Origin of the sequence: Psychromonas arctica, assembly GCF_036697365.1 — a bacterium.
GTDB classification, from domain to species: Bacteria; Pseudomonadota; Gammaproteobacteria; order Enterobacterales; family Psychromonadaceae; genus Psychromonas; species Psychromonas arctica_A.
The window spans coordinates 73,189-99,503 of sequence record NZ_JBAHZA010000001.1; the positions used below are offsets into that span (position 1 = coordinate 73,189).

At 36.2% G+C, this 26,315-nt stretch carries 23 protein-coding genes; 7 read left to right on the plus strand and 16 right to left on the minus strand.

Annotated elements, in window-relative coordinates:
• Positions 1 to 30 precede the first annotated feature (30 nt).
• Genes V5290_RS00315 through V5290_RS00325 form a run of 3 tightly spaced genes read right to left on the minus strand, consistent with a single transcriptional unit; the run spans position 31 to position 4,117 of the window.
• Positions 31 to 2,334 carry a xanthine dehydrogenase family protein molybdopterin-binding subunit gene (locus V5290_RS00315; protein WP_333380569.1) on the minus strand — a complete coding sequence of 768 codons (2,304 nt, stop codon included), beginning with the start codon at positions 2,332 to 2,334 and terminating at the stop codon, positions 31 to 33.
• On the minus strand, positions 2,318 to 2,797 hold the full coding sequence (locus tag V5290_RS00320; protein ID WP_333380571.1) for a (2Fe-2S)-binding protein: 480 nt from the start codon (positions 2,795 to 2,797) through the stop codon (positions 2,318 to 2,320). The genes V5290_RS00315 and V5290_RS00320 overlap by 17 nt, the downstream gene beginning before the upstream one ends.
• An 18-nt stretch (positions 2,798 to 2,815) precedes the next feature.
• Positions 2,816 to 4,117, minus strand: coding sequence for a cytochrome c (locus V5290_RS00325; RefSeq protein ID WP_333380573.1), 1,302 nt, complete (start codon positions 4,115 to 4,117; stop codon positions 2,816 to 2,818).
• Between the two features lie 555 nt (positions 4,118 to 4,672).
• Between V5290_RS00325 and V5290_RS00330 the strand changes: the two genes are divergently transcribed.
• Together V5290_RS00330 and V5290_RS00335 are read left to right on the plus strand one after the other, a co-directional pair.
• Positions 4,673 to 5,233 (plus strand): acyl-CoA thioesterase, encoded by a 561-nt coding sequence (locus V5290_RS00330; protein ID WP_333380575.1) that lies wholly within the window; start codon positions 4,673 to 4,675, stop codon positions 5,231 to 5,233.
• Positions 5,234 to 5,576: 343 nt separating this feature from the next.
• The gene (locus V5290_RS00335) at positions 5,577 to 6,353 is read left to right on the plus strand and encodes a haloacid dehalogenase type II (RefSeq protein ID WP_333380577.1); all 777 of its coding nucleotides are present in this window, start codon (positions 5,577 to 5,579) and stop codon (positions 6,351 to 6,353) included.
• Positions 6,354 to 6,491: 138 nt separating this feature from the next.
• Here V5290_RS00335 and V5290_RS00340 read toward each other — a convergent pair whose 3' ends face one another.
• The 4 genes from V5290_RS00340 to V5290_RS00355 form a co-directional block, all read right to left on the minus strand.
• Positions 6,492 to 7,007, minus strand: coding sequence for a hypothetical protein (locus V5290_RS00340; protein ID WP_333380579.1), 516 nt, complete (start codon positions 7,005 to 7,007; stop codon positions 6,492 to 6,494).
• A gap of 48 nt (positions 7,008 to 7,055) precedes the next feature.
• Entirely contained in the window at positions 7,056 to 7,481 is a 426-nt protein-coding gene (locus V5290_RS00345; RefSeq protein ID WP_333380581.1) for a DUF4174 domain-containing protein, read from the minus strand.
• 77 nt (positions 7,482 to 7,558) lie between these two features.
• Complete coding sequence (locus V5290_RS00350; protein ID WP_333380583.1) at positions 7,559 to 9,268, minus strand: bifunctional protein-serine/threonine kinase/phosphatase; 1,710 nt, start codon at positions 9,266 to 9,268, stop codon at positions 7,559 to 7,561.
• Between the two features lie 38 nt (positions 9,269 to 9,306).
• A complete protein-coding gene (locus V5290_RS00355) occupies positions 9,307 to 10,119 on the minus strand; it encodes a formate/nitrite transporter family protein (RefSeq protein WP_333380585.1) in 813 nt (270 codons plus the stop codon).
• A 523-nt stretch (positions 10,120 to 10,642) separates the two neighbouring features.
• Between V5290_RS00355 and V5290_RS00360 the strand changes: the two genes are divergently transcribed.
• Positions 10,643 to 11,182, plus strand: coding sequence for a PEP-CTERM sorting domain-containing protein (locus tag V5290_RS00360; RefSeq protein WP_333380587.1), 540 nt, complete (start codon positions 10,643 to 10,645; stop codon positions 11,180 to 11,182).
• 64 nt (positions 11,183 to 11,246) lie between these two features.
• On the opposite strand, the gene V5290_RS00365 is transcribed toward V5290_RS00360, so the two are convergent.
• Positions 11,247 to 11,657 carry a hypothetical protein gene (locus tag V5290_RS00365; protein ID WP_333380589.1) on the minus strand — a complete coding sequence of 137 codons (411 nt, stop codon included), beginning with the start codon at positions 11,655 to 11,657 and terminating at the stop codon, positions 11,247 to 11,249.
• Positions 11,658 to 12,246: 589 nt separating this feature from the next.
• Between V5290_RS00365 and V5290_RS00370 the strand changes: the two genes are divergently transcribed.
• Entirely contained in the window at positions 12,247 to 13,794 is a 1,548-nt protein-coding gene (locus V5290_RS00370) for an alanine/glycine:cation symporter family protein (protein ID WP_333380591.1), read from the plus strand.
• 375 nt (positions 13,795 to 14,169) lie between these two features.
• Complete coding sequence (locus V5290_RS00375) at positions 14,170 to 14,736, plus strand: hypothetical protein (protein WP_333380593.1); 567 nt, start codon at positions 14,170 to 14,172, stop codon at positions 14,734 to 14,736.
• A 12-nt stretch (positions 14,737 to 14,748) separates the two neighbouring features.
• Here V5290_RS00375 and V5290_RS00380 read toward each other — a convergent pair whose 3' ends face one another.
• Positions 14,749 to 15,012 carry a YrhK family protein gene (locus V5290_RS00380; RefSeq protein ID WP_333380595.1) on the minus strand — a complete coding sequence of 88 codons (264 nt, stop codon included), beginning with the start codon at positions 15,010 to 15,012 and terminating at the stop codon, positions 14,749 to 14,751.
• Between the two features lie 542 nt (positions 15,013 to 15,554).
• Here V5290_RS00380 and ggt point away from each other — a divergent pair.
• Positions 15,555 to 17,426 carry a gamma-glutamyltransferase gene (ggt, locus tag V5290_RS00385; RefSeq protein WP_333380597.1) on the plus strand — a complete coding sequence of 624 codons (1,872 nt, stop codon included), beginning with the start codon at positions 15,555 to 15,557 and terminating at the stop codon, positions 17,424 to 17,426.
• Positions 17,427 to 17,747: 321 nt separating this feature from the next.
• Here the strand turns inward: ggt and V5290_RS00390 are convergent, their stop codons facing one another.
• The 4 genes from V5290_RS00390 to V5290_RS00405 all read right to left on the minus strand — a co-directional run bounded on the left by V5290_RS00390 (position 17,748) and on the right by V5290_RS00405 (position 22,111).
• Positions 17,748 to 18,347 carry a YitT family protein gene (locus V5290_RS00390; protein ID WP_333380598.1) on the minus strand — a complete coding sequence of 200 codons (600 nt, stop codon included), beginning with the start codon at positions 18,345 to 18,347 and terminating at the stop codon, positions 17,748 to 17,750.
• Between the two features lie 343 nt (positions 18,348 to 18,690).
• Complete coding sequence (locus V5290_RS00395; RefSeq protein ID WP_333380600.1) at positions 18,691 to 19,779, minus strand: rhomboid family intramembrane serine protease; 1,089 nt, start codon at positions 19,777 to 19,779, stop codon at positions 18,691 to 18,693.
• 445 nt (positions 19,780 to 20,224) lie between these two features.
• Positions 20,225 to 20,815, minus strand: a complete 591-nt coding sequence (locus V5290_RS00400; protein ID WP_333380602.1) for an AAA family ATPase — start codon at positions 20,813 to 20,815, stop codon at positions 20,225 to 20,227.
• Positions 20,816 to 20,950: 135 nt separating this feature from the next.
• Complete coding sequence (locus V5290_RS00405) at positions 20,951 to 22,111, minus strand: alpha/beta hydrolase (protein WP_333380604.1); 1,161 nt, start codon at positions 22,109 to 22,111, stop codon at positions 20,951 to 20,953.
• A 401-nt stretch (positions 22,112 to 22,512) separates the two neighbouring features.
• Between V5290_RS00405 and V5290_RS00410 the strand changes: the two genes are divergently transcribed.
• Positions 22,513 to 23,721, plus strand: coding sequence for an MFS transporter (locus V5290_RS00410; protein WP_333380605.1), 1,209 nt, complete (start codon positions 22,513 to 22,515; stop codon positions 23,719 to 23,721).
• A gap of 681 nt (positions 23,722 to 24,402) precedes the next feature.
• Here V5290_RS00410 and V5290_RS00415 read toward each other — a convergent pair.
• The 3 genes from V5290_RS00415 to V5290_RS00425 form a co-directional block, all read right to left on the minus strand.
• Complete coding sequence (locus V5290_RS00415) at positions 24,403 to 25,125, minus strand: formylglycine-generating enzyme family protein (protein ID WP_333380607.1); 723 nt, start codon at positions 25,123 to 25,125, stop codon at positions 24,403 to 24,405.
• Positions 25,126 to 25,246: 121 nt separating this feature from the next.
• Complete coding sequence (locus V5290_RS00420) at positions 25,247 to 25,486, minus strand: hypothetical protein (protein ID WP_333380609.1); 240 nt, start codon at positions 25,484 to 25,486, stop codon at positions 25,247 to 25,249.
• 339 nt (positions 25,487 to 25,825) lie between these two features.
• Positions 25,826 to 26,107 (minus strand): hypothetical protein, encoded by a 282-nt coding sequence (locus V5290_RS00425; protein WP_333380611.1) that lies wholly within the window; start codon positions 26,105 to 26,107, stop codon positions 25,826 to 25,828.
• Positions 26,108 to 26,315 lie beyond the last annotated feature (208 nt).

Here is a 26,315-nt window from a genome sequence, read left to right on the forward strand (position 1 = left end):
ATAATAGTTAATAACGTATTAATCTTTGTTTTAAGCTTGAGTTAAAGCAGTTCTTAAATCTTTAGGCTTCATTGGTAGTTTGCGTAATCGCACCCCAACTGCATTATAAATAGCATTAGCAATTGCCGGAGCAACAGGCGTTACTGCTGGCTCACCTAAGCCTGAAGGCGGATATTGATTAACAATAAACTCAATCTTCACTTCTGGAGCTTGAGCTAAACGTAATGGAGTATAGGTATCAAAGTTAGCATCTTTATATTGTCCATTGAGTAGCTCAGTGCCTTCATATAAAGCCATTGAAAGGCCCCATAAAGCAGCGCCTTGACATTGTGCTTCAGCACCATTTGGATCAACAATAATACCTGCATCGATTGCAATAACTAACTTTTGTACATCGACTAAACCATTTGTTTTATCAACTTTAACTTGTACTCCGCAAGCCACCCAAGTAGGCATATCTCGCTCTTGCCCAAATGTAGAAGCAATACCTAAACCACTATTTTCAGGTTGTTTAGTTCCCCAGCCAATCATCTCACCAGCTTTTTTCAATACAGCTGCTTGTCGAGCTGCACCACCTTCTGCGACGGGTGTTGAGCCAGCATTTCGACCTTCTGCAATTAACATATCTAAACGAAATTGTAATGGATCTCTACCTGCATGATGTGCAGCTTCATCCATAAAGCTTTCAACTGCCCAGCCAGTCCAACCTGGACCTACTGAACGTAGCCAACCAGGTCGAAATGTTGACATGGCTAAGTCATTAGAAATAGCACGTACTTTTTGAGCCCCCACTTTATACCAATGGTCTGCCCCCGCAATCGAGAAAGGATCATAAGGTTCATCATTAACACCTTTAGGCATAAACCCTGGTGCTAAAGCCTGAGTTGGCCAACCTGCAGCAGCATGGTGCTCCATACCAATCACAGATTTACTATCATCGAAAGCCATTTTCAATTGCTGTACTGATGCTGAACGTGCACTATCAAATTGCGTATCTTGTGCACGAGTTAATACCATTTTAACTGGCGCTCCGCCCATTGCCTTTGAAGCTAATGCAGCAGGTACGGTATAGTCACCATTTAAGCGACGTCCAAAGCCACCGCCTAACATATAAGAACGAAGCACAATATTTGCTTCATCTTCAGCTAAAGCTTTAGCCAAAACGGGTAAAGTTAATGACTGCCATTGACAACCTGAATGTACTTCCCAAATACCATCTGGATTTTTAAAGACTAAAGCGTTGAGAGGTTCCATTTGCGCATGCAACACTGTATCAGTGATATATTCCTCTGAGATATCACTACTAGCATTAGCAAACGCGCTGTCGGTATCTACATTGCCAGTATCTAAAATACTGCCTTTGCTTTGATCTTCAATCAAAGCTTTACCATGGTTAATAATATCTGCTTCTGAAACCTTCGTTGAAGCACCTGCATCCCAAGTCACTTTAACAAGCTTTGATGCTTTTTGAGCAGCGACAAAGCTACTTGCAATAACCATCAACCAACCTGTAACACTGTCACTAGGATCATCTAAAGTAATAGTCTTTTGATAACCTTTAACTTGTTGTGCATCTGTATCATCTACATTTACGACTTTAGAGCCGTATCGCGTAGGTGGCAAAATAGGATTGGCATAAACCATTCCTTCAACTTTTGCGTCAATACCATAAATAGATTTACCATTGGTTTTGTTGGCAATATCTAATGAGGTAACTTGCTTACCAACCAATTTAAGATCTTGGTTAGGTTTAAGTGGCAAAGTTTTTAATTCATCTTCAGTGAATTGTCTTGTTAAACCTAGCTCGACTAATTTTCCGTAACTTATTTCACCTTTGTTAGAAACAATTTTACCGTCTATTGCTTTACATTGTGCTGCAGGAATTCCCCATTTTTTAGCTGCGGATTCGATCAAGGCAATACGCCCTGCCGCGCCCGCTTTACGATAGACAGGCCAACTTTGCGACACTGACCAACTTCCACCAGTCGCCATAAAGCCCCAGCGAGGATCACTATCAACATGAATAATTTCAATATCATCCCATGGCGCTTCAAGCTCATCAGCTAAAATACGCGCGATAGCAGTCCCGACATGCTGTCCCATTTCAGAACGGATAATGTTTACTTTGATTTTGCCTGCAGTATCAATGGAATACCATAAAGATGGCTCGTAAACATCACCTTCACTAGGCAATACTTTACCGTCAGGAGACGCAGGGTTCATCGCAGCTAATAAATGACGCGGAAAACCAAAACTCATTCCCACGGAAGTCATCGCAATTAAAAAACCACGACGAGTAATACCTCCAGATTTACCTCTAGATATTCTGCTCATCACTATGCTCCTTAATTGTATTTGCTGCTTCATGAATCGCATCGCGGATACGAATATAGGTCATACAGCGACATAAATTACCGCCCATCACCGCATCGATATCTTTATCCGATGGATTTGGAATATCCTTTAATAAAGCGGCTGCCTGCATGATTTGCCCAGATTGACAATAGCCACACTGTGGCACTTGAATTTTCTTCCAAGATATTTGTAATGGATGATCATCTTTTTCAGCTAACCCTTCGATAGTCGTGATTTCTGCACCTTCAACAGAAGAAACTGGTGTAATACAAGAGCGTGTTGCACGTCCGCCCACATGTACCGTACAGGCACCACAGGTACCAATACCACAACCGAACTTAGTGCCGGTCATCTCTAATTCGTCACGTATAACCCACAATAGAGGAGTATCGCTTTCAACATCGGCGCTTTTTACTTCGCCGTTTAATATAAATTTTGCCATGATGACTTCTCCAGTGAATTAATGCTCAAATCGAGGTTGATTACGAATGTCACCTACTTGCTCAAGCAATTTAGGCCAACTCTCTTCCCCTGCTGCTTGACGTAGATAAGCCGCTATTGATGCTATATCTTGATCACTTAACGCCTCTCTGAAACCGGGCATAACGACTCCATGGATACCTTGATCACTGCGTACGCCATCTAACATAATATTCACTAAATTATTAGGTTCATCGAGGTGAGTAGATGATCCCAATGTAATTAAAGGACGACCTTTAACAACGGTTTCACTACTGTAATGACAAGCCTGACAGGTTGTTGCGTATAGTCGAGCGCCTTCATTAATACGGAGATCTGCTTGTTCATGCTGTGCGGCAATGGCGGACTTTAATGCTTCACTAGTACTTGGGTCAATATTTTGATCGGTTCCATTTTTAGCAGCAAAATAGACACTTATTGCCTCAATATCACTCTCAGGTAAAGCAGATAATCCTTTATGCATCACAGGAGCCATTGGTCCTGCAGCGCTACCATGATAACGTGAATTACCCGTCGTGAGATATTCGTAAAAATCTTGTGCTCGCCAAGGGATCGGCGAAGTACTCGTGTCAGTTAAAGATGGTGCAATCCACCCATCAATAGCAGCGCCTTGATACATTTCATCATATTTTTCGCCGCCTAATGCGTTACGAGGCGTATGGCAAGCACCACAGTGTGCAACTCCTTCAGCAAGATAAGCGCCTCGATTCCATTGTTCAGACTGAGCACTGTCCTCAACAAATGGCTCAGTATCAGCAAATAGTAATTTCCAGCCAGCTTGTAATGCACGGATATTTAACGGAAATGGAATGCCATTCTCTTTTTTGACTTGTTCTACACCAGGTATTGAGGTCATGATATATGCATAAATAGCATTGATATCTTGATCACTCATTTTGTTGAAGTGTTCATAAGGGAAAGCAGGTAATAGATGATGCCCATCACGACTCACACCAGTACGCATCGCACGCATAAATGCCTCTTCGGACCAGCTACCAATACCAGTTTTAGCATCAGGTGTAATATTACTCGAATAAATGGTGCCAAATTCAGTATGCATTTCATAATTTCCTGCATACTCTTCTCCACCAGGAGGTGTATGACAAGTACTACAATACCCGGCTGAAGCAAGCATTTTACCTTGAGCGATTACTTCTGGGGAATAATCCTTAGTTAGGGAGGGATTAACCGGATCAATTGATGGATTCCAAGCGTATAAACTGAATAAGCCCAGACCCACGAGTGATACGCCGCATACACCTACTACGATGCGTTTCAACATAATGCACAGCCTTTTTTTGAATTTGATAGTGATAAGGAGTTAATTTTCAAGCGCACTCTCCCTGTTTGGCTTTGTAAGACAGCAATAATGTTATCGATATTTTGTCCAGAAATACCGCACATTAGCCATTAATGTTTTCAATGTTTGTTGTAAAAAGGAAGTGATCAAATAGAAAACTTAAACAAACATCGCACAGAAAAACAATAAATTACAAACATACAACTATGGTAGTGTTAATAAAATGTGAAATCAACCTCTGAGAATCATATAGAGACTAGCTGACGGCTTATTAACCAGGTTAGATCCAATCAACAAGTAAACATTCTACTATCGATTTAACTTACAAATATTGTAAATAAAATTACATACTAACTTAATTATTTTGGCTATTTACGTAACCCCAATAGCAGAATACATTTCAGTTCTGTAAGATATTCTAAAATTATATTTTTATTTATAATTCACTTGATATTGATAGGGATATTTTATCACTCAACTAATATCATTCATCACAGGATAAATTCATGAATGGTGTATTCTCACTTGGAGATTACGATGAAGTCAGTCAAACCCATTAATAGAAAACAAGTCAGACCTACAGATGCTTACGTTGAAGACAATATGGAGCCAAAATCAATCGCCTTCAGCAGCATCACGGTGGTGCAACAAATGATGGATGCCGATGCTAATATTGCAGGAAATGTTCATGGTGGGTCAATCATGAAATTGGTTGATAACACGGCTTGTATGGTGGGAATGCGTCATACAGGCGGTAACGCTGTAACAGCTTCTTTAGACCGTCTTGATTTCCACTCTCCTGTCTATGTAGGCGATATTTTACGTATCAAAGCAAGCGTCAATTATGTAGGCTCAACATCAATGGAAATTGGTGCTCGCGTTGAAGCTGAAGCCGTATTAACCGGTGAAGTTCGTCACACAGCTTCCGCTTATTTAACGTTTGTCTCTTTAGGCCCTGATGGGAAACCGCGTCACATCCCTAAAATCATTTGTGAATCTGATCGGGAGCAAGCTCGTTTTGCAGCTGCACTTGTTCGCAAAAAGAAACGTTCAGAAGCAATAAAAGAAGCACGTGAACAGCGAGATTTTCAACAGTAAAAACACAATAGCTAACTATCGTTTTAAAATAACTTACATATGGCTATTTAATAGAACTCACCCTATTAAGTAGCCGATATTAATCATTCAACTTAAATCATGAAATGAACATGAATATTGTTCATAAATTACCTGTTTACCTGAAATTTTTACCAAGTTTCCTTTATTAATGAAATTTATAAAATATTTTACGGTCTTTATTGGGTAGTGAGTATTTCTCTATTGTTTAGATACATATTTAAATCGACGCTCTGCACCTTAAAGTACAGGCTACATATTTAAAGTAATCAATTTAATCGCTCACTGCTTTTTTAAAACTTTCAACCTAATAGGTAATTATTTAATGATAAAACTTAAGTCCTTTATACTCAGCTTGGTCATTTCGACCAGTTTCATTTCTCCACTAGTGCATGCTTCGTCAACAGAGACGCACGAAAAAATTACACCTAAAGTTATTTTCTTTGATGTTAATGAAACACTATTAAATTTAGATAACGTTGGAAAATCTGTTTCTAAAGCCCTTGGTGGCAGAGATGAATTAGTACCATTCTGGTTCACAACTATGCTGCACTATTCTCTAGTAAGTAATGAAACAGGCGAATACCATAGTTTCGCTGAGATCGGAATTGCTTCATTAGAAATGATAGCAAAACAACAGAATATCGACTTAACACCTGAGCAAGCAAAAACCGCAGTATTAACTCCATTTAGAGATTTAGCACCGCACTCTGATGTAGTTGAAGGTTTAAAAAGGATCCGAGCATTAGGTTATAAGATGATTACATTAACTAATTCATCAGATGCAGGTATTGCAGCACAACTTAAAAACTCAAATTTAGCACAATATTTTGATGGTTCTTTAACGGTACAAAATCTACAAACGTTTAAACCTGATTTAAAGGTATATCAATGGGCGGAAAAAGAGATGAAAGTTGCACCTGAAGATGCAATGTTAATCGCTGCTCATGCTTGGGATATTGCTGGTGCAGATAAAGTTGGTTGGAAAACAGCTTATATTCTTCGTCCAGGAAAAGCGTTATACCCATTGGCGGATAAACCAGACTTAACAGGTAAAGATTTAATTGAAATTGCAAAACAGTTAGAAGCTGACGCAAAATAATCTAAATTATAATATACCTAAAAGCATCCGATACGGTATTTCCGTATTGGGTGTTTCAATAGATAAACATAACCATTACTAACAGACATTCCTCCTAAATTAGCTTAAAACTCGAATGTTTATTTAAACGCTCATTTTTTAACTATGATTAGCCTCTTTTATTAACGCATTTGTTTGACGATAAGTTTCTTGAATTACCCAAGCATCATTGGTTGCTCTATGTCGTTGAATGTTAGTTTGAAAAAGAATTTTATCTTTTGTTTCATGCCAAATTTTCATTTGTTGCTCAGATAAAATCAGTTCCAATGGGCTAACGTCAAACTTCATATCAATACCTGATGCATGAAACAAACGAATTAACCAAGGCTTATCAACTACCCATCCATCTGAATACAATGTCATTCCAGCTAAAATTTTATTAAGTTCATGAGCGACCTCAACAACAGGCTTACCGTGACGCTTTAATGTTTCCCTTGAAATATGATGAATTTGCTCTGCTTCATCATTCCAATAATCCCAGTCTTTTGAAGGTAAAATCAAGGTACAAAACTTAGTGTCATCACTTAACACTAAGCCAACCTCTATGGGGTAGCTTTCACCTCCAAAACCAGAGGCTTCTATATCAATAATATTAGGTTTTCCTTTCAATTGCATAGTGCTCCCTATTGCATTAACAATAACTAGATATTTATCCACCTGTAATTATTTTTCATTTTTTTGAAGCATTTCTTGTTGTCTCATTGGCATTCGGTCAATGCTTGAGAATAACAATTCTAATTCGAACTTTTGTGCCTTATTTTTAATGCCACCATCCTTGCCGATCAGTAAAACCGGGTATTCTTCAAGTGAGAAAGCTTTATTTATATTAGTAGTAAACTGCTCAGAGACTCCACCAGCATAATTACTGAAAACTTGTTTATCGTTGACAATAAACCACACAAGATCCCGATCAATAACCGCTTCATCAAATTCAGATAACAACGCTTTATTACGTTTATCATCTTCAGTTGATAGCAATAGAATCACTCGATTTTTCCATCTCAACTCATTAATATCATTTAACTTTTCTACTTCTGAAGCGTAACTAGTCGTTGTTAACATAACTACTAACAATATTAAAAATCGCATAATAATTTTCACTTTTTAAGTTCATATATACTTGTATAAAAATGGTTCACAAGCATCATTAAAAATATAGTTTCTATTCATCGACTTAACAATAAACCAATAATAATACACATTAACAATGCGCTAACGCCCTGCCAAAATACAACTGGCTTACGCTCTATTAAAGGAGCTCTTCCTTTAGCCAAAAATTGTTTACTGGGATGTCTTAAATCGTATATAAATTCAGAAAGTACCTTATAACGATTTTTGGGCTCAACTTGTAATGCCCGTTGTAGAGTGTCATCAACCCATAATGGTAATTCTGAGTCTGCATTGATAATACTTCGGTAAGTTAATTTTCTTTGAGCCGATATACTCCTAGCTTGAGCAATGTCTGTTTTGTAAGGAAATTCTCCTGACAACATCTGGTAGGTGATAACAGCAATAGAAAAAATATCAGAGGCAGACGTTCCCCACTCACCTAAAAAATATTCAGGAGCTGAATAACGCATCGTGCCGCGAAGTACTTGCTCATGCTCAACATAACTAACACCAGCAATATAAGTAGAGCCAAAATCAATAATTTTCACGGTATTGTTGCTATCAATCATAATATTTTGTGGGCGTAAATCTTGATGAATCATCTCCTGTCGGTGAAATGCCTGCACACCTTTAACGACTTGCTCAATAACAGTACGCACTTGCTCTAAACTTGGATTAGGGTTATCAAACATCCACTGATTGAGTGAAACTCCTTCTATATATTCACTCACTAAGTAGACAAAATTTTGTTTACGATTAGGAGTAATTGCTTTGGCTACATGCGGATTATTAATACGCTTTGCAACCCATTGCTCTAACATAAAATGTTCAAGATATTGCTCATCATTACGCATATCCATAGAAGGTGTTTTAATCACTACATTTGAATGACTAACGAGATCTTTTGCAAGAAAAACATGGCTTCGACTACTGACATATAATTCACGTAAAATTTCATATCCATCAAAGTGCATTCTTGGCGCTAAAAGTGGTGGCATTGGTAGCTGTGTTAATTGATGAACTTCATCTAATTGATAATCGGGTATACTATTAACACTAACAAGCTGAATACTTAAATTATCGTCACTTCCAGCAGCCATCGCTTCAACAACGATGTCTGCTGCAGCTTCATTTAACGTTTCCTTATTGCTAACAATAGTTGATATTCTGCGTCCATCAATGAATTCAAACACGCCATCTGTTGCAAGAATAAACAAATCTCCTTGTTCTACAGCGACGGTTGAATAATCAATCGGCAAGGTTTTATCAATACCTAAAGCACGAGTCAAATAGCTAACATCATCAGATACATGTAAACGATGATCCTCCGTTAACTGCTCTAGACTATCACCGACCAGACGATATATCCGGCTATCACCAGAATGGAATATATGCGCAGTATTAGACTTCAATATTAATGCACTAAAGGTGCATACATAACCCTTATTTTTATCAAAACGATTAGGGCTATCTAAAGTTTGTGCATGTAACCATGAGTTAATAGATTTAAGGACTGTTTGGCCTGCACTTTTCACTGACCAGGTATCTGCAGTGCAGTAGTAGTCAGTTAAAAAGTTGGTTACCGCAGTTTCACTGGCTATTTGACTTACTTGACTTGAGCTGATGCCATCAGCAATAGCAAGTACAATCCCTTTTGTACTTAATAATGGTTCTTTGGGTACGCAATAATCAATATAATCTTGATTGATTGGTTTAATACCTTTATTGGTTGTACTACCAATAGAAACACTTAATGGTAAACTCACAAGATCTCCCGAATTAGACGTCCCAAAGTACTCATTAATTAACGAAGTGTACGCGCAGCTGAAGTTTTAACATGTGTGTAATAAAGCGGTAAGCCCACTAGACATAATCCGCCAACTAAATTACCTAATACTGTCGGTAATTCGTTCCATAAAAGATAATCAGTGACTGTAAAATCCCCACCCATGATCATTGAAAAAGGGAATAGGAACATATTCACAATAGAATGCTCGAACCCCATGTAAAAGAACAACATGATAGGCATCCACATCGCAGCCATTTTACTGCCAGCTGAAGTAGAAATCATTGCCCCCACTACCCCCATTGATACCATCCAGTTACATAACATTCCACGAATGAAAATAGTGAACCAACCACCAGCACCATGTTCTTGGTAACCCAAAGTTCTTGATTCACCAATAGTTGCAACTTTTGCAGCAATGACGCCACCGTCTGTACCGTAACCAAGCGTTAAAATAAATGACATTAAAAAAGCAACGGTAATTGCCCCAAAAAAATTACCTATAAAGACTAGCCCCCAGTTACGCATGACGCCAGAAAAAGTAACCCCTGGACGTTTATCGAGTAATGACAAAGGTACTAAAGTAAATACCCCGGTTAATAGATCAAACTTCATGAGGTACAACATGATAAACCCAACCGGGAAAAGACAAGCACCTAATATTGCACTGCCTGTTTTGGTAGCGACAGTTATCGCAAAAACTGCAGCTAACGCTAAAATAGCTCCCGCCATAAAAGCCCTAATTAACGTATCCTTCGTTGACATATAAACTTTAGACTCACCAGCATCAACCATTTTAGTAACAAATTCACTTGGCTCTAAATACGACATAATTATCCTTCCTTAGATTAATTTAAAAACAAACACTTACATTAAGTGAAAGCACAAAGAATGCCAATGTATAAGTCATTGATTTATAATGGATTTGTTAAATTACAGGACAATTTAAAGTGTAAATTAGGCACTTTAATACCAATGAAATAGAAAATCGCACTAAAGTAGAGCAAAAAATTTATATAATTAATCAAAGTATAATTTTATATTTAGTTAGATGACAAACACCTTGTGTCGAATAAGTTTACACTAAATAACATTGTTCAATTTAATCAATAAATTAGATTAACAAAAACTGCATTTAACTCTGCCTATAGATATAACCATTCAGGGGTGTTTTTATAAAATTTAAAGCAAAAATAAATTACAAATTTTAATGTCGATTAAATTTACACACTGGTTTTATCCAAAAACAATACATTGAATAACAATGACTTATAAACTGGTATATTATTTGCTTTAGCAAAGCGCTATGAGTAATAGTAAATAAAATCAATATCGATTTAAAAAGGACTTTAAAATGAAAAAAATTCTTGGATTAGCCTCTTTATTATTTGCAGTTAACTGTAATGCTGCACTAATTACCTTTGAAACTACGAGTGCAAGTAATAGTGGCGCACTAATTTCTTATGATGATGTAGTCACACCGACGACAATTACTGGTGATGCTATTTTCACGTTAAATGTAAATGGAGACTTTAATTCAAGCTATGAGTATGCGGACTTACTGTTAGATGGTTTTAGTTTAGGTCGTATCCTGGATGGTAATAGCAGTAATGATCTATTTAATTTTACTGGTGATACAGGTAACCAATCACAGTCAACTTCAACAGGTATCGCTACAATCTCTGAATCTATTTTCTCATCGCTAATCAGTGATGGTTTTCTAGACTTCTCTTTTGATGCAAGTTCAAGCGTCAATTGTTGCGGTACTATTAACCAATTATCTGGCAGTATTTCTTTCACGGAAACGACTTCCGTACCAGAGCCGTTACAAATTGGCTTATTAGGGTTAGGTTTACTTGGGTTAGTTAAACTAAGAAAGAAAAATCAAGGTTAATAACCTGCATCAATCAACACCAATCACACAAATTAAATGTCCGATTGGTGTTTTGTTTACACCGTTACATTAAAACTAATTGGTTTTTTACATCGTCACCTGTACTAGCAATCGTTTGAACACCATCATCATTTAAATCGACCTTATTGCCTGTATGTTCAAAAATAGCTTGTTGGATCTTTTCATTAGTCACTTCACCTTCAATTTTAACTAAATTGTTTTTATCTAGCCCATTAGAAGCTGAGCCACCCGGAAGATAAATAGTGCCGTTATTAAAGTCAACAGCAAAGGCAATCACTCCAGGTACTAGAAAAAACAATAAACCAACAGCATTTAACGCAACTATACTGGCATCAAGCTGGCCGGCACTCTGCCCTTTTCTTTCTGGCTTTAGGATTGTCCCACACCCCGAAAGTTGGATACTTAAGCCCAATATTAATGGTAATGTAATACGCTTTTGTATTTTAATATTCATGATATTCCCTTTGAAATTGGCTAGTTAATTTGAGCTTTGTAATTCTGAATTTTTATCCCCCTTAACACATAAGTGTAAATGTGAAGTTCATTCGCACTTAAACCTTTAAGGTAAATACCGATTTAAATTAAACATTGATAGATTCAATCTGAGACACAAACGTTCACACATCACCTGGCAATACGAACAAATTACTTAAAAAGTTTATAGTGGCGAATTAATAGGCAACAATTAAAAATAAAAAGTATTTCGAATAAATAACAACCAGCCTGAAGAAATATCAACAACCTCTAATACATTCACGTGATCTACATCACATAATATTCAATAAAAACTCGTATGATGAAAAAGACGAAAATTTATAACATATAAATATGATCTACTTTATAGCAAGTTGATTTAAGTCAGTTTCACTTAGCACTTTTAATAATTTAGTTTTTTATACTGTTTTACGGTGATAAACAATATAATCCACTTAATAGCTAATTAAAAAACGTTAATTTTAGTTAATGAAACTAAACAAAAGCACATACACTATTTAGATGTATAAGGATTTGTTTTAAAACAATAAAACCACAAGGAAGTAAATATGAAAAAAACACGTAATCTTTTATCTACCTTTTTATTAGCATTTAGCACTACCGCTTTTGCTGAAGAAGTTAGTTCATTTGGACAATCCATTGCTAGCTTTAGCGAATCAGTTGATGGATTTTTTAATGATTATACAGGCTGGTTTGTCGGCTTAATTTTTAAAAGCGTTCCAGTTGGCGACGCAAACTTTCCTCTTATCGTAGGCTGGTTATTAATTGCAGCTATCATTTTTACTCTTTATTTTGGTTTTATACAGTTTAGAAAAGCTGGTATGGCCATCGATATTGTTAAAGGTAAATATACAGATCCTAATTCAAAAGAAGAAGGTGAAGTATCTCACTTCCAAGCATTAACAACGGCATTATCAGGTACTGTTGGTCTTGGTAACATTGCTGGTGTAGGTGCTGCACTTGCTATCGGTGGACCTGGTGCAACATTCTGGATGATTTTATGTGGCCTGCTAGGTATGGCTTCTAAATTCTGTGAATGTACATTAGGTGTAAAATACAGAACTATCTTACCATCAGGCGCAGTTTCAGGTGGTCCAATGTACTACTTGAGTCAAGGTTTAGGTGAGAAAGGATTAGGTGGTTTAGGAAAAGCATTAGCAATTGGTTTTGCATTAATGTGTATTTTAGGCTCACTTGGTGGCGGTAACATGTTCCAAGCTAACCAAGCACACGCAATGTTAACTTACGCATTTGATGTGCCAAGTGAATACGGCATTATTACAGGTGTAGTATTAGCAGCATTAGTATTCTCTGTAATCGTAGGTGGTATGCCTTCAATCGCTTCTGTTACTGAAAAAGTTGTTCCTTGGATGGCAGCGTTATACGTTGGTATGGCTTTAATCGTTATTGGTGTAAACATCGGTCAAGTTGGTCCAGCATTCGCCGCTATCTTTGAAGGTGCATTCACTGGCGCTGGTGTTGTTGGTGGTTTTGTTGGTGCGTTAATCCAAGGTTTAAAACGTGCGACCTTCTCTAATGAAGCAGGTGTAGGTTCTGCCGCAATTGCCCATTCAGCAGTAAAAACTAAAGAGCCTGTTACTGAGGGACTAGTATCATTATTAGAACCATTTGTTGACACTGTTGTTATTTGTACTATGACAGCATTAGTTATCACTATTGCAGGCCTAAACGTGGCACCATTTGACGGTAGTGGCTTAACAGGTGTAACACTAACAGCGGCTTCATTTACTGAAACAGCAGGTGTATTTAAATACCTACTAGCATTAGCTGTAGTTATGTTTGCTTTCTCTACTATGATCTCATGGTCATACTACGGTCTAAAAGCATGGACTTACTTATTCGGCGAAGGTAAAGGCACTGAATTAGTATTTAAAGTTATGTTCTGTGTATTTGTAGTAATTGGTGCGACGATTCAATTTGGTGCGGTAATCGATTTCTCAGATGCAGCTATTTTCGCAATGTCTATCTTTAATATCATCGGCTTATACTTCTTAATGCCAGTTGTTAAGAAAGAATTACAATCATTTATTGCACGAGTTAAGTCAGGTGAGATAAAAACTTACGATACAAAATAATTATTACATAAACTAAATGTGCGACAAACTCGTCGCGCTTAATAAAAAACTCACTTCGGTGAGTTTTTTTGTATATGATGGTTAATTCAAGGATTGAGAATGATACCAAATACATTAAATAAGAGATCTAAATTTTACGCAGGAAAAATGACTGAGTTCAAGGCGTAATTTAAGCCTTTCGTCGATTAACTTCGTTAATAGTCTATCGGAGAATTAACAATAAGATGTTAATTGTTTAATAGTTGTTCTATTTTCGAAAAATTGCAACGAAGAAATAAGTTATTTTAACAAGTAAAATAGATCAGTTAATTAGTGTGATCGGGATAAAGTAGATAAACTATTTATAGTAATTTGTAGAATATACAAGGATAGTATATGACCCCTAACGACACGTTCACCATCGATTTGACGCGTACTCTGCTCAAAGATGGACCAAAATTTTTATCTCATAAAATCATTGTAAATGGTGATATCGCTTATTTACGCCCCACTGTCACGGCAATGTTATTCTGTGTCGTTTACATCGTGGTAGGTATTTTCTTAATAGGATTAGCGACATACCAACTGATTATTTCAACTAAGTATGACCTTGCTATTTTTGTTGGTGGGTTTGGAGTGGCGATAGGAACCTTTGGTATTTCACTTATTCAACCCTTTTTAAGTCGTGCGACCTTCAATAGAGTCACAGGTGTTTTTAACAACCATAAAGACCGCAACGTAAAATTACATCATATTGTCTCTTTGCAAATCAATAACAAAATGATTCAACGAAAACATACCATTAGTTATGCTTGCTATGAATTAAACCTATTGACGGAACATGGGCGACGAATTAATATTTTAAATCATAACGACCTCATCCAATTAATGCATGATGGACATTTACTGGGATTATTTTTGGGTGTTGAAGTCCTTGATTGTCGTCGAGAAATTATTTTATAAAGCTCATCACACTTAACTTTCAGATTCTTGAAAGGCCTTACTAACGTGAATTAAGCTCAATAATTTAAGTAAAGGTTTAATGATTAATTGAGCGCTTCCCACAATAAATAACCAAGTGCCACTTTCCACTAACGCATCATTGAGAAAGAAGAAACTACCGATTAGAAACCAAATAGCAATAAACAGATCGTTAAGTGCGCCTAAGGCTTCATATCGACGTTGTATTACGATGTGGCGCTGCCCTATATCTAGGTCAAATTCATTTTTGTTATCCACCAGTACTCCTTAAATGATTAAAATATAGGAATTATACAAACCCCATTTCAAATATAACATGCCCAATAATAAAGTGATTCTTCGATATTGTTGAGGTTATACCAATTGCATTAAATAAGTGATCTAAATTTTGCGCAGGAAAAATGACTTAGTTTAAGGCGTAACTTAAGTTAAATAGTTGTTCTATTTACGAAAGTTACAACGAAGAAATAAGTTATTTTAACAAGTAAAATAGATCAGTTACTTAGTGTGATTGGTATTAAATAGCATACATAACAACAAAATTTTCTATAAATTAATTTATTCATTAATAGTGCTTCAAACATTAACATGATGATTAATAAACAATGCTTAACTCATTAATTCTTTCCTTTAAGAAGTTAATATTTCAAGATAAATTCATAACCAAATCAAAACTAACATAAACTTTATAACAACATTAAACTCCATTTAATTGATAAATTTGTTGCATTTAGTTGATAACAAGTAGTAAGTTAATCAAGCATTAACGACTAACTTACTATTTTTTATAAGGAAATAAAATGAAAAAAAACTTCTCCAGAATGTTTTTAGCGACCTCAATCGCACTCGCTTTAGTTGGGTGCAATGATGATAATGAAGAAACCACAGATCTAACAATCAACTGCGAGATTGATCAAGCTAATCCAGAATGTGCTTCAGGCTTTGAAGAAAAATCAGCTGTTGTAACCAGCGATTATATGGCAGTAACTAATAATCCGTTAGCGACTGACGCTGCATACAACGTTTTAAAAGCTGGCGGCAGTGCCATTGATGCAGCTATAGCTGCTCAGATGGTACTAACGCTTGTTGAGCCGCAATCATCAGGTATCGGTGGTGGCGCTTTCCTACTTTATTATGATGCAGAAACCAAAGAAGTTACGCACTTTGATGGTCGTGAAACCGCACCATCAGCTGCAACTGGAGATATGTTTTATGTAGATGGTGTAGCACCATCTGGTTATAACGGCTTTTTTCAAAGTGTTCTTGGTGGGAAATCGACAGGAGTTCCCGGCGTATTAAAAATGTTAAAAAAAGCACATGATGAATTCGGGACTGAAGAGTGGGGAGATTTATTTGAACCAGCAATATCACTAGCAGAAGAGGGATTTGAAGTATCTGACCGTTTATCTTCATCGATTTCAGGTGATTCAGTATTTTGTAAAAGTGATGATAATTCATCCGGTTTTTATGCAGATCCTGATGCTAATAGTTATTTTTGTTTAACTGATGATAACGGCGAATATACCATTCCTTTGCCTAGTGGTTACCTGCTAAAAAATCAAGCGTTAGCAGACACGTTAAAAGATGTAGCAAGTGACGTTGAGCTATTTTATACAGGAAAATATGCAGAAAATATTGTTGAAAAACTTTCTCAAAACCCGATTCCAGGTATTTTAACAACAGCTGATATTGCCGACTACCAAGCTTATATGAATGAACCAGTATGTAGCACATATCGCGATTATACTGTTTGTGGTACACCACCACCCTCTTCAGGTGGTATCACCGTTGCTCAAATGTTAGGGATTTTAGAAAATACTAATCTTAGCCAATGGGCTCCAACTGATATTGACCTTAATGGTGGACAGCTAACTTCCCAAGGTATTCATTGGTTTTCTGAAGCGGCTAGACTCGCCTATGCAGATCGCGGCCTGTACATTGCAGATACCAACTTTGTTGCTCTACCAGGCGGTAGCTGGGATAGCATGATCGATAAAACTTACTTAGCAGAAAGATTTAGTCTAATTGATCCACAAAGTAGTATGGGTATAGCAGAAGCAGGTACACCAGAAGGTGCTGAAACCTGGTCACCAGATCAATCGCCAAACTTACCATCAACGACACAGATAACCATTACTGATAAAGACGGTAATGTTGTATCTATGACAAGTTCAGTTGAAACAGGTTTTGGATCTCACCAAATGGTTGATGGTTACCTATTAAATAACCAATTGACTGATTTCTCAACTGAATACCAAAATGATGACGGAACGCTGATTGCGAACCGTGTACAAGGGGGTAAGAGGCCACGTAGTTCAATGGCACCAACAATTGTATTGGATGAAGATGGAAAATTCTTCATGGCAACTGGTTCGCCAGGTGGCTCTACTATTATTACCTATGTTGCTAAAACATTGGTAGGTGTGATTGATTGGGGACTTGATGCTCAACAAGCAACATCATTAACTAACTTTGGTTCAACTAACGGCTCTACATTCATAGAATCAGAAAGATTAACTGATGAAGCAACTATCGTTAGTGAACTTGAGGCAATGAACCATGTTGTTGACGTTTCTTCTAAAACAAGTGGGATTGCTACCATCGTGGTTGATGGTGAAAACTTAGTTGGTGGTGCAGATCCTCGTCGTGAGGGGGTAGCGAAAGGAGAATAGCTGCTTATTTCTCTCGGAAAAGCCACTTTAACAAGTGGCTTTTTATTAATATAAATCCTAAAAATTAATAAAAGCCAAAGCCATTTAAATCATTTACATTTTTATCAATGCAATATTAATATTGTGGATCTAATACAACACGATCACTGTATAACCCATTTTCAAAGTGGCTTATAACTTGAATTTGCTGCACGTATAATACAAAGCCCTCCAGCATCAGCTTAACGAGCTGAAATAATATCTCCCCCAGCATCACAATAATAAATTTTAAAACTACATTGTTTAATGTTTAGGCTTTTAAGTAACTGACTGAGCCCCGAACTACTTACCACTATAACGCCCTGGTTTATGGTTTATCACTAATATTAAATTACAAGCTGTTGCACCAATAATTGATAGCAGAATAGCTCGCCAATCTACAATAAAAATAGCCAATAACAATACAACAAAATCCACTGACATTTGAAACTTACCAATAGAAATATTGTATTTTTGGTTTAAAAATTGCGCTAGGATCATCAAGCCTCCTAGGCTTGCACCGTGTCTAAATAACATCAGTAAACCAAAGCCAATTAATAATCCTCCCACTACAGCTGAGTAGACAGGCTCTAAAAAGCTCACAGTGATAAAGCTAGGTGTAAATTCAACAAAGACGGATAACAACAGAACAGCCGCAAAAGTCTTTAATGTAAACTTCCAGCCTAATTGTTTATAAGAAAGAATATAAAATGGCAGATTAATAATAAAAAATATCTCACTAAAACTAAACTGAGTTGCGTATTGACCTAAAAAAGACAACCCAGCCGTACCACCAATTAATAGTCCAGTTGTTTTAAACAGCATGACACCTAATGAGGCTAATAAAGTGGCAATAATAATAGCTTGCACATCTTCAATAAAACTATGTTTGTTACTCGGCATTAGATTTTCTTCCCAACTTTATACAATACGTCCATATTTTAATGGATTAAATAATAGCTTAAACACAAATAAAACTCATAACTTCATAGAGCAGCAATAAGTAAGGCTAGAGAAAGAACACTGTTAACTCTAAGATCAAGACAATCTAAGCCTATTTGGTGTTTAAAAATAAAATAATAGCGAATAAATAATGGATCAAAACAGTGCAATTTAAGGAAAGAGTTTTATAGAAAAAGCATAAGATATTATTGGTTTACTTATCTTACAGCTTTATTAAAGTGCTGCGTAACAATAGGACAATTTATACCGGCACCTTATGAAAAGGTGTCGGTATAAACTAGATTTAACGTTTAACTTTCACTTCGGCGCTATTAAGCATCGCCAACAAAGGATTTGCAGTAAACACTTGCTTTTTAACCAACAAACCAATGACAATTCCCACAATAAAACCGCCAATATGAGCCCAATAAGCAACCCCTCCACCGCTTTCATTTGCTAAATATAAGCCCACAATATTAGTTATAATCCAAAAGCCAAAAAAGATCATTGGACTCACTTTTTTCTGATATACAATAATCATTAGTGTCAAACTAGCATGTCTAAACCACAACAAATACATTCCAAATAAGCCAGCAATTGCACCACTTGCTCCTACCATTGGGATGTATGAATTTGGATCAGCTATAATTTGTGCAGCTGCTGCACCAAGTCCACACAAAGTGTAATAAAGTAGAAACTTACCGCGACCTAGCGTGTCTTCTAAGTTATCGCCAATAATATACAAGAAATACATATTGCCGACTAAATGCATCAGTCCACCATGCATATACATATGTGTTAATAGTGTCCACAATTGTTGGCCATGGCTAACTTGGTCTGAGTGCAAAGCAAAGTTATTAAAAACAAATGACTCATCAACTATTCCCACACTATAACTCATAAAGAAAATGATATTTAAAAGTAGCAAAGAGTACATTGCCCAGGGTGTTCTTTTCGGCTTTAAATTGTATTCAACCGGCATTTGCGATAAAAATTGAAATAACCAAGTGCGTTTATGTGTAGGTTTATCTAACTCTAATAAAGCCTTAGCGATAGCTGGTGATTGCACGACTTTATCTAACTCATCGTGATCTAACCATACGCCGAAACAACTAGGGCAAGTATCCACTTCGACTTCAAAACCTGACATTAAATGATATCTAAGCAACTTCGTATCACAAACATGACAGTGACGATCAGATTTACCAAGGCACTCACCTAAAGTCTCTTCCATGTAAACTTGTGAATGACCGTTATCAGCAATGGATAATGCACCATCGAGCTCACCCAACTCCAGCCAGATGCCGTGGCAATCTTGGCACTTTTCGACTTCTTGTCGGTGAAACTCATGTTTAAGTATTGAATTACTATTACAACTTGGACAGTTTTGCATTTTACTTCCCTTGAATATTTAATAATGCACTAATCTCAATACCAGCCTCTATTAATTCATTATTTATTTGGCTATCGTTATGAATGAATAATTTTAATACGCCTTCCCTCGCTTTTTATTTAAATACAGTAATAGACCCACTCATGAATTAAAATCCAATAGAAGCGAATCACACTAATTCAAAAAATATTATCGATTATATAAGTACGTTGAAATACCCAATTTAAATTGCCGCAGCATTTATTACTGGTTCAAAAAACACATAACTAAATGTACAAGTTACAAAAAATTATGTGTTGCTTATGGGTATTATGACCTTGGAAGGTTCAGTGAAATTAAAAGCATCATTTATTGCGGAGTATAATATCAAATAATAATAATTACTTTATAATTTTTAATATTCAAAAAAATAATTAAGACCAATACTAAATTGTTAAGTATTTAGTTAGTCCATTTTTTCTAAGACTGAAACAAGCTCTTTTAATGAAGTTTCATATTCCTCTTGATTAGAATTCTTAAAGAGTAATAAATCATCAACGATATCTGGATTATCAATACTTACTGGAATAGAGAAATCCACATCTTTAATATATTCATCCCAATTTTCCAACTTCCAGGTATCTCTTGGCGAGTTTCTTTCGACCATACGCTCTTTAACGACATTGACGTCAGTCATTACCCAAACAACCGTTAAGCGGGCATCTTTTTCAATGAGTTGATTCTTTAGATTATCAATAAAAGCAGTATCTCTAATTTCACGGGTGAACGGTGCATTGATTAATACTATATCGTCGTATTCTAGGGCTTCCATTGCTAACGCTAGCACAGCGTCGTATTCATAGTTACGAATATGTTCTTCGAAGAATTCAGAACTTCGATTAACCTCCTCATTCATCACTTTAAAAATCTGATGTGATAAAACAATCAATGTATCTTTATCTAAATACACAACATGCTTAAGTGCTTTAGCTAGCTTTTTAGAAATATAGGTTTTGCCACTTGCTGGCGGAGAGGTCACTAAAATAAGTCTTTTCATTATCAATCCTTAAAAACATAAGTTATTTAAATACCTTATTATTTCATTAAATGATGTAATAAAATATATTTAGTTGATATTCATGAAAATAATAACAGCGCTAAGCTAGAAAATATGGCTCAGAGCTGTATTAATTTATTGAGAAGCCATCACACGATCAAGTTCTGTCATACTTTCCTTAAAATAAGGATTATAAGTTAGGCGCGCTAAAGTTTTACCTTCAACTCGCCAACCGTAAGAAGAAAACCAAATATCTTCACCAGCCTCACAAGCTTTTTCTTGTTCTTCAGACTGCCCATTGTTACAAATAGTGATATTGGCCTTTTCACCATACTCAGCATTATCGGGGGAATATAACAGCCCCATGTGAGAACCATTAACGATATGTAAATCAGGACGATCCATACTAAAGCGAGTACTTTTTGAAGAAGATAAATCCTCCTCCCCTAGCCACACTAAATGGTTACGTGAATTAACAAATTGCTGCTCGAAAACAGCGGTAGGAAAAGCTCTATCGATAACTCGATCACCTTCACTCATCATCATAAACACAGGTTTGTTATAAGTGATATCTTTCAGATCTTTTTGTACTGCTGCAGCTGTATCGTAATAAACAGCAGCGCCATGCATGGGTAATGAGTTATAACGAATATAGTTAACTTCAGGATCTTGATCTGCCCATGTCACAAAATAACTCGCTAAACCAGCCCACTTTACGACCGACTTTTCAGGCTTAAAGGCTGGTGAAAACAACAATAAACCAGCAATACTTTGATCATTTAATGCTTCCGATGTCACCAAATTTGCTCCGGTAGAATACCCTCCTAACCACAATTTATTAGACTTAACTTTTAATAACTCAATATGGTGATGCACCACACCTTGCCAATCTTCTAAACTAGGCAACATTAAATCGCCAGATTTACTACCGTGCCCAGGCAACAAAACCGTTCTCACCAAATAGCCTTGCGATGCCAAATGCTCAGCAATATCAATAAATGAATAAGGAGAATCTCCCAAACCATGTACTAAAAGTACTGCATCACCATTCGGATTTTTTGGTGTTAACTCAAAAGGTAGATTTGCTTGTAGCTCTTTTTCTATATCGTCAGTCTTAAAAACTCGATTGGCCAATAACCATTCTCTAGTTTCATCGATATATTGTTCAAAGTTATCTTGAGAATAACTAGGTAAAGACTCTGCAACTTGATAATTAGCGTCAAGGTTCGCTTGGCTACATGCCGTAAGTAACACAACTGAACTGAGAATAGCATGACGTAAGAAAGAAGAAATCAAATTAAAATCCTATTGAAAATGGGTAAGTAAAATATAAATTAATATTTCTACCTACGAAACAAACACTTTATGAGATCGAAATAATACCAATTACATTTAATAAGTAACCTAAATTTTTGAGTAGCTAAGTTAATAGGTACAAGACGTAATCTAAGCCTTTCACAATTAACTTCGTGATAACTTATCGGAAAATTAACAGAAAGAGGTTAATTAGCATGACTGCTCTAATCATATGCCCTATCGAATCCAATGTGTCAGCCTAAAAATATAGAGAGAGGCAACTAACAGCAGGTTTACTTTATAAACTGGCACGTTATGATGGTCAGATAATACTCCTATGTTAATTATTGACTCCCAGCTTTAATTACAATTTCATCAAAATACATTGAGGTTAACTGAGTTTGTCTAATCCATTAAATGCTAGCAATGATCAATCTTCAAAGAGTTTACCATCATTAAAGCCAAATAATTTATTGGTCTATGTCATGGCCATTGCTTGTGGCATGGCAGTAGCAAACCTTTATTATGCACAACCTTTACTGCATACCTTAGCCAATGTATTTGGCACTTCAATCGGCACCACAGGGTTAATTATTACCATGACCCAATTCGGATATGTATTGGGATTGGTTTTGATTGTCCCATTGGGTGATTTACTTGAACGCCGACGCTTAATTACCATTGTGACCGCTGGTACAGCGATTGGTCTAGCAGGTGCAGCAATGTCGAGTAGCATTGGGATATTTCTATTCTCCTGTTTAGCGATTGGCTTAACTGCTGTTGCTGCACAAATATTAGTCCCTTTTGCAGCTGTTTTAGCAGAAGAAGGACAACGAGGCGCAGTCATTGGACGCGTAATGTCAGGTTTATTACTAGGGATTTTATTAGCAAGAACAGTATCAGGGTTAATTGCAGATGCTTATGGTTGGCAGGCCGTCTTTTGGTTTGCAACATTTAGTATGCTGGTTCAAACAGCCGTACTATGGAAAATGCTCCCGCAAAGCCGTGGTGAAATGCGTTTATCTTATCCAGCATTAATTGGCTCAATACTGCACTTATTACGCGATGAACCTTTATTAAGACGTAGAATTGTTTATGGAACGCTCGGGTTTGCGTCCTTTAGTGTATTTTGGACCTCTTTAGCGTTTTTACTTGCTCGCCCACCCTATAATTATAGTGACTCAGTAATTGGACTATTTGGGTTGCTTGGCGCAGCAGGTGCGCTCAGTGCGAGTTTTGCAGGTAAACTTCATGATAAAGGACATACCCGTATTGGAACCGGCTTATTACTGTCGCTAATTATTATTTCATTCACAGTAATGGGCTTATTTAGTAATCACATATTTGCGGTCATGATTGGAGTCATACTATTAGATATCGGGCAACAAGGGTCGCATATATTAAATCAAAGTGTTATTTACACGTTGAATCCCGCGGCAAGAAGTCGCATTACAACAGCTTATATGACCAGTTTTTTCTTCGGTGGCGTAGTGGGCTCAGCGTCTGCTGGATATATGTTTGAAATAGCTGGATGGATAGGTGTTTCGCTGTTAGGCGGATCTTTTGGCGCAATTGCCTTTTTATATTGGTTAACTGAATTTAAAGAATAGGCAAAGTACCCGCCTTATATTACTAAGCATGAAGAAAATGACTAATTTAAAAACCAACTCACTATTTAATTTTTCCTACCCCCCAATACAACCAATAATAAAAATGGTGTTACTCACTTTTATAATCACTAAATCTATTTCCAAATAACTAAGTTTTAGCACCTGTAAATTTTTTCATTTTTCTCATTTACTAAATTAAGAGATATGCCTTCAAAGCGAGATGCTTGCGAAGCATTACCAAATGGAAAATGGGAAAACTTTAACCAACCCTTAAGAGGCAATTTTCGGGATAAGGTTATTCATTTTATTTAAAAATAAAAACTATGACCTATATGCACACTCTTTACGTTGTTCATATAGGTGTAATACCTGAAGATAATGGTTCGACATGATAGCGTAAGCGCAGATATCAATATTAAAAAAAGAAGCGAGCTATTGCATTCGTCTAATAATCTACTGATAACAGTATTTAAAGAATTTTTCATTGTATATGCCTTCGCTCCCATAGATAAGCTCTGGCGAAAACATCTCAAAAAACAATGATGATAAGAGATATCTAATATTGAAACTTGTGACTGGCAAGACTGTCAAATGACAATTAGCTGTTAGAATCAAAAAGCTACATGCCTAAAATTTAGAACTGAAAGTATTAGTCATCAAAGCTTATATCGACTCACTACTTTATATTTCAATTACGAATCTAAAACCAATCTTTCGTGATGGAAAATCTGCATGTTCATAACTGCGATATGACGAACGGCACCGGTAATCATCCAAATCATAAGAGCCACCTCGTATAACTTTTCTAATATTTCTATTTTTTGAGCTTGCTATCCCCCTAAAACTTTCATCTAACTTATGCTCATAAGAGTCAGCCCAATTACTCTCGCACCATTCCCATACATTACCAACCACATCATAAAGTCCCCAAGGGTTTGGAGACTTCATGCCAACAGGCTGACTTTTACCCATTGCATTTAGGTCATACCAAGCATAATTCCTAAGCTGTTTAGATGTATCCCCAAAAAAATACTCACTGTTCGTACCCGCTCTACAATAATATTCCCACTCAGTTTCTGTTGGCAAACGAACTAAAACTCCCAGGCTATCGCTTAACTTTTTACAAAACTCTTTAGCTTCATACCAGCTAATACTTTCCACAGGGTTATCTTCTAAAGTCTGGTTAAATGAAGGACTTGACCCAATTAATGTTTCCCATAGTTTTTGAGTCACCAAATATGATGAAATATACAAAGTTTTATCTATTACCGCATTATGTACAGGTAACTCAAGAGGTAAACCAAATTCAGAGCCCATCTCAAATTTTCCAGGGCATACTTTTATTAAATTAATATCTACATTATTGATTGATACTGAGAATTGACCATTACTTTCGTTAATCAAAATATACCTCCTATAATTCAGCCCTAAGTCGATCAAGAATTAGATTATAAAATTTGACTTTTTCTGACTCTGGAAATCCAAACACTTGAACAACCAAATTCTTTCTTGCCATAGTTTATTATTACCACAAGTCTAACCTTGAGCATTCAAAATCAATTAACATACCATCCTCGATACCTGCAGGAATTAATGAATCAAGTTCAATCAAAATTGAACCGACACGTACAGCTCCTTCCAAAAAATTTTCAACGATAGCAGTAAACTTATGTGCTAAGGTTTTATCAATCAAGGGCTTGATATTCATGCTTTCATTATAAGACAACATAATAATTTTCGACATAAAAGCAATGAAGTACTTCATAGGTGACTTCCTCTTCACTATAACTACAGGGTTAACTGAAAGCGATACATGTAAATTCACCATCATTAATAGTTAATTCTGCTTCTTGCCCTAATTTCGAGTTCCAAATTAATGTATCTATTTTCATATTTAATTGCATATTTAAAAATATAAGGAGCTTTCTAGGCTAATGTAAAAATACAGATCGATAGAAGGTAGTATAACTTTGGTAATCATTAAAATAGATGCCTGTCCGGATCTTTTACAAAATAGTTCCAATTAGCCTGCAGAAACAGAGGTAACAAACCAAAAGGGATATTTTACAATTATTGAAATAATTCCTGAGTTGTGAGACGTTATTTAGTAGGGCTCCCCCAATGTGCTTAGTTTTTGTAAATAAGCTTTCAATTTAATTAAACCTGACTCTAGTTCAAACTGTTGTACTTTCACACTGTCAAACTTAAGCGCATTATTGAAATGTGTATTGATCATATTCACCATACCTTCAAAGCCATCCGGAGCAGTATCAACTAGTTGGTTTAGTAAAGGTAACGCAATGTCCCACTGTGTTTCTATCTCAGTTGGATCTTCTTGAATTGAGTGCATCACTTCGAGCAGTTCTAAATTTTTATCTTGAGCCATTAACTCTTACCTTTTAATTCGTTTTTAAATACACATACCACAACTTAATTAAAATTTATGTAATCAAAACAGATTCATCATAATTCCAATCTTAAGATTTACTCCATTGAGCGCCATTAAATAAAATTAATAAAAACTAACTTTCGATTGAGATCGGGATGCCAACAAGCAGAAATTATCCTGTTTATTTTTATAATTATTACATTAC

Excerpts from the sequence above, each read along its gene's own strand:
- V5290_RS00340 (WP_333380579.1), bottom strand. The coding sequence starts at position 7,007 with ATGCAATTGAAAGGAAAACCTAATATTATTGATATAGAAGCCTCTGGT.
- V5290_RS00425 (WP_333380611.1), bottom strand. The coding sequence starts at position 26,107 with ATGGCTCAAGATAAAAATTTAGAACTGCTCGAAGTGATGCACTCAATT.
- V5290_RS00315 (WP_333380569.1), bottom strand. The coding sequence starts at position 2,334 with ATGAGCAGAATATCTAGAGGTAAATCTGGAGGTATTACTCGTCGTGGT.
- V5290_RS00330 (WP_333380575.1), top strand. The coding sequence starts at position 4,673 with ATGAAGTCAGTCAAACCCATTAATAGAAAACAAGTCAGACCTACAGAT.
- V5290_RS00345 (WP_333380581.1), bottom strand. The coding sequence starts at position 7,481 with ATGCGATTTTTAATATTGTTAGTAGTTATGTTAACAACGACTAGTTAC.
- V5290_RS00355 (WP_333380585.1), bottom strand. The coding sequence starts at position 10,119 with ATGTCGTATTTAGAGCCAAGTGAATTTGTTACTAAAATGGTTGATGCT.
- V5290_RS00420 (WP_333380609.1), bottom strand. The coding sequence starts at position 25,486 with ATGAAGTACTTCATTGCTTTTATGTCGAAAATTATTATGTTGTCTTAT.
- V5290_RS00320 (WP_333380571.1), bottom strand. The coding sequence starts at position 2,797 with ATGGCAAAATTTATATTAAACGGCGAAGTAAAAAGCGCCGATGTTGAA.
- V5290_RS00370 (WP_333380591.1), top strand. The coding sequence starts at position 12,247 with ATGAAAAAAACACGTAATCTTTTATCTACCTTTTTATTAGCATTTAGC.
- ggt (WP_333380597.1), top strand. The coding sequence starts at position 15,555 with ATGAAAAAAAACTTCTCCAGAATGTTTTTAGCGACCTCAATCGCACTC.
- V5290_RS00400 (WP_333380602.1), bottom strand. The coding sequence starts at position 20,815 with ATGAAAAGACTTATTTTAGTGACCTCTCCGCCAGCAAGTGGCAAAACC.
- V5290_RS00365 (WP_333380589.1), bottom strand. The coding sequence starts at position 11,657 with ATGAATATTAAAATACAAAAGCGTATTACATTACCATTAATATTGGGC.
- V5290_RS00335 (WP_333380577.1), top strand. The coding sequence starts at position 5,577 with ATGATAAAACTTAAGTCCTTTATACTCAGCTTGGTCATTTCGACCAGT.
- V5290_RS00375 (WP_333380593.1), top strand. The coding sequence starts at position 14,170 with ATGACCCCTAACGACACGTTCACCATCGATTTGACGCGTACTCTGCTC.
- V5290_RS00360 (WP_333380587.1), top strand. The coding sequence starts at position 10,643 with ATGAAAAAAATTCTTGGATTAGCCTCTTTATTATTTGCAGTTAACTGT.
- V5290_RS00395 (WP_333380600.1), bottom strand. The coding sequence starts at position 19,779 with ATGCAAAACTGTCCAAGTTGTAATAGTAATTCAATACTTAAACATGAG.
- V5290_RS00390 (WP_333380598.1), bottom strand. The coding sequence starts at position 18,347 with ATGCCGAGTAACAAACATAGTTTTATTGAAGATGTGCAAGCTATTATT.
- V5290_RS00325 (WP_333380573.1), bottom strand. The coding sequence starts at position 4,117 with ATGTTGAAACGCATCGTAGTAGGTGTATGCGGCGTATCACTCGTGGGT.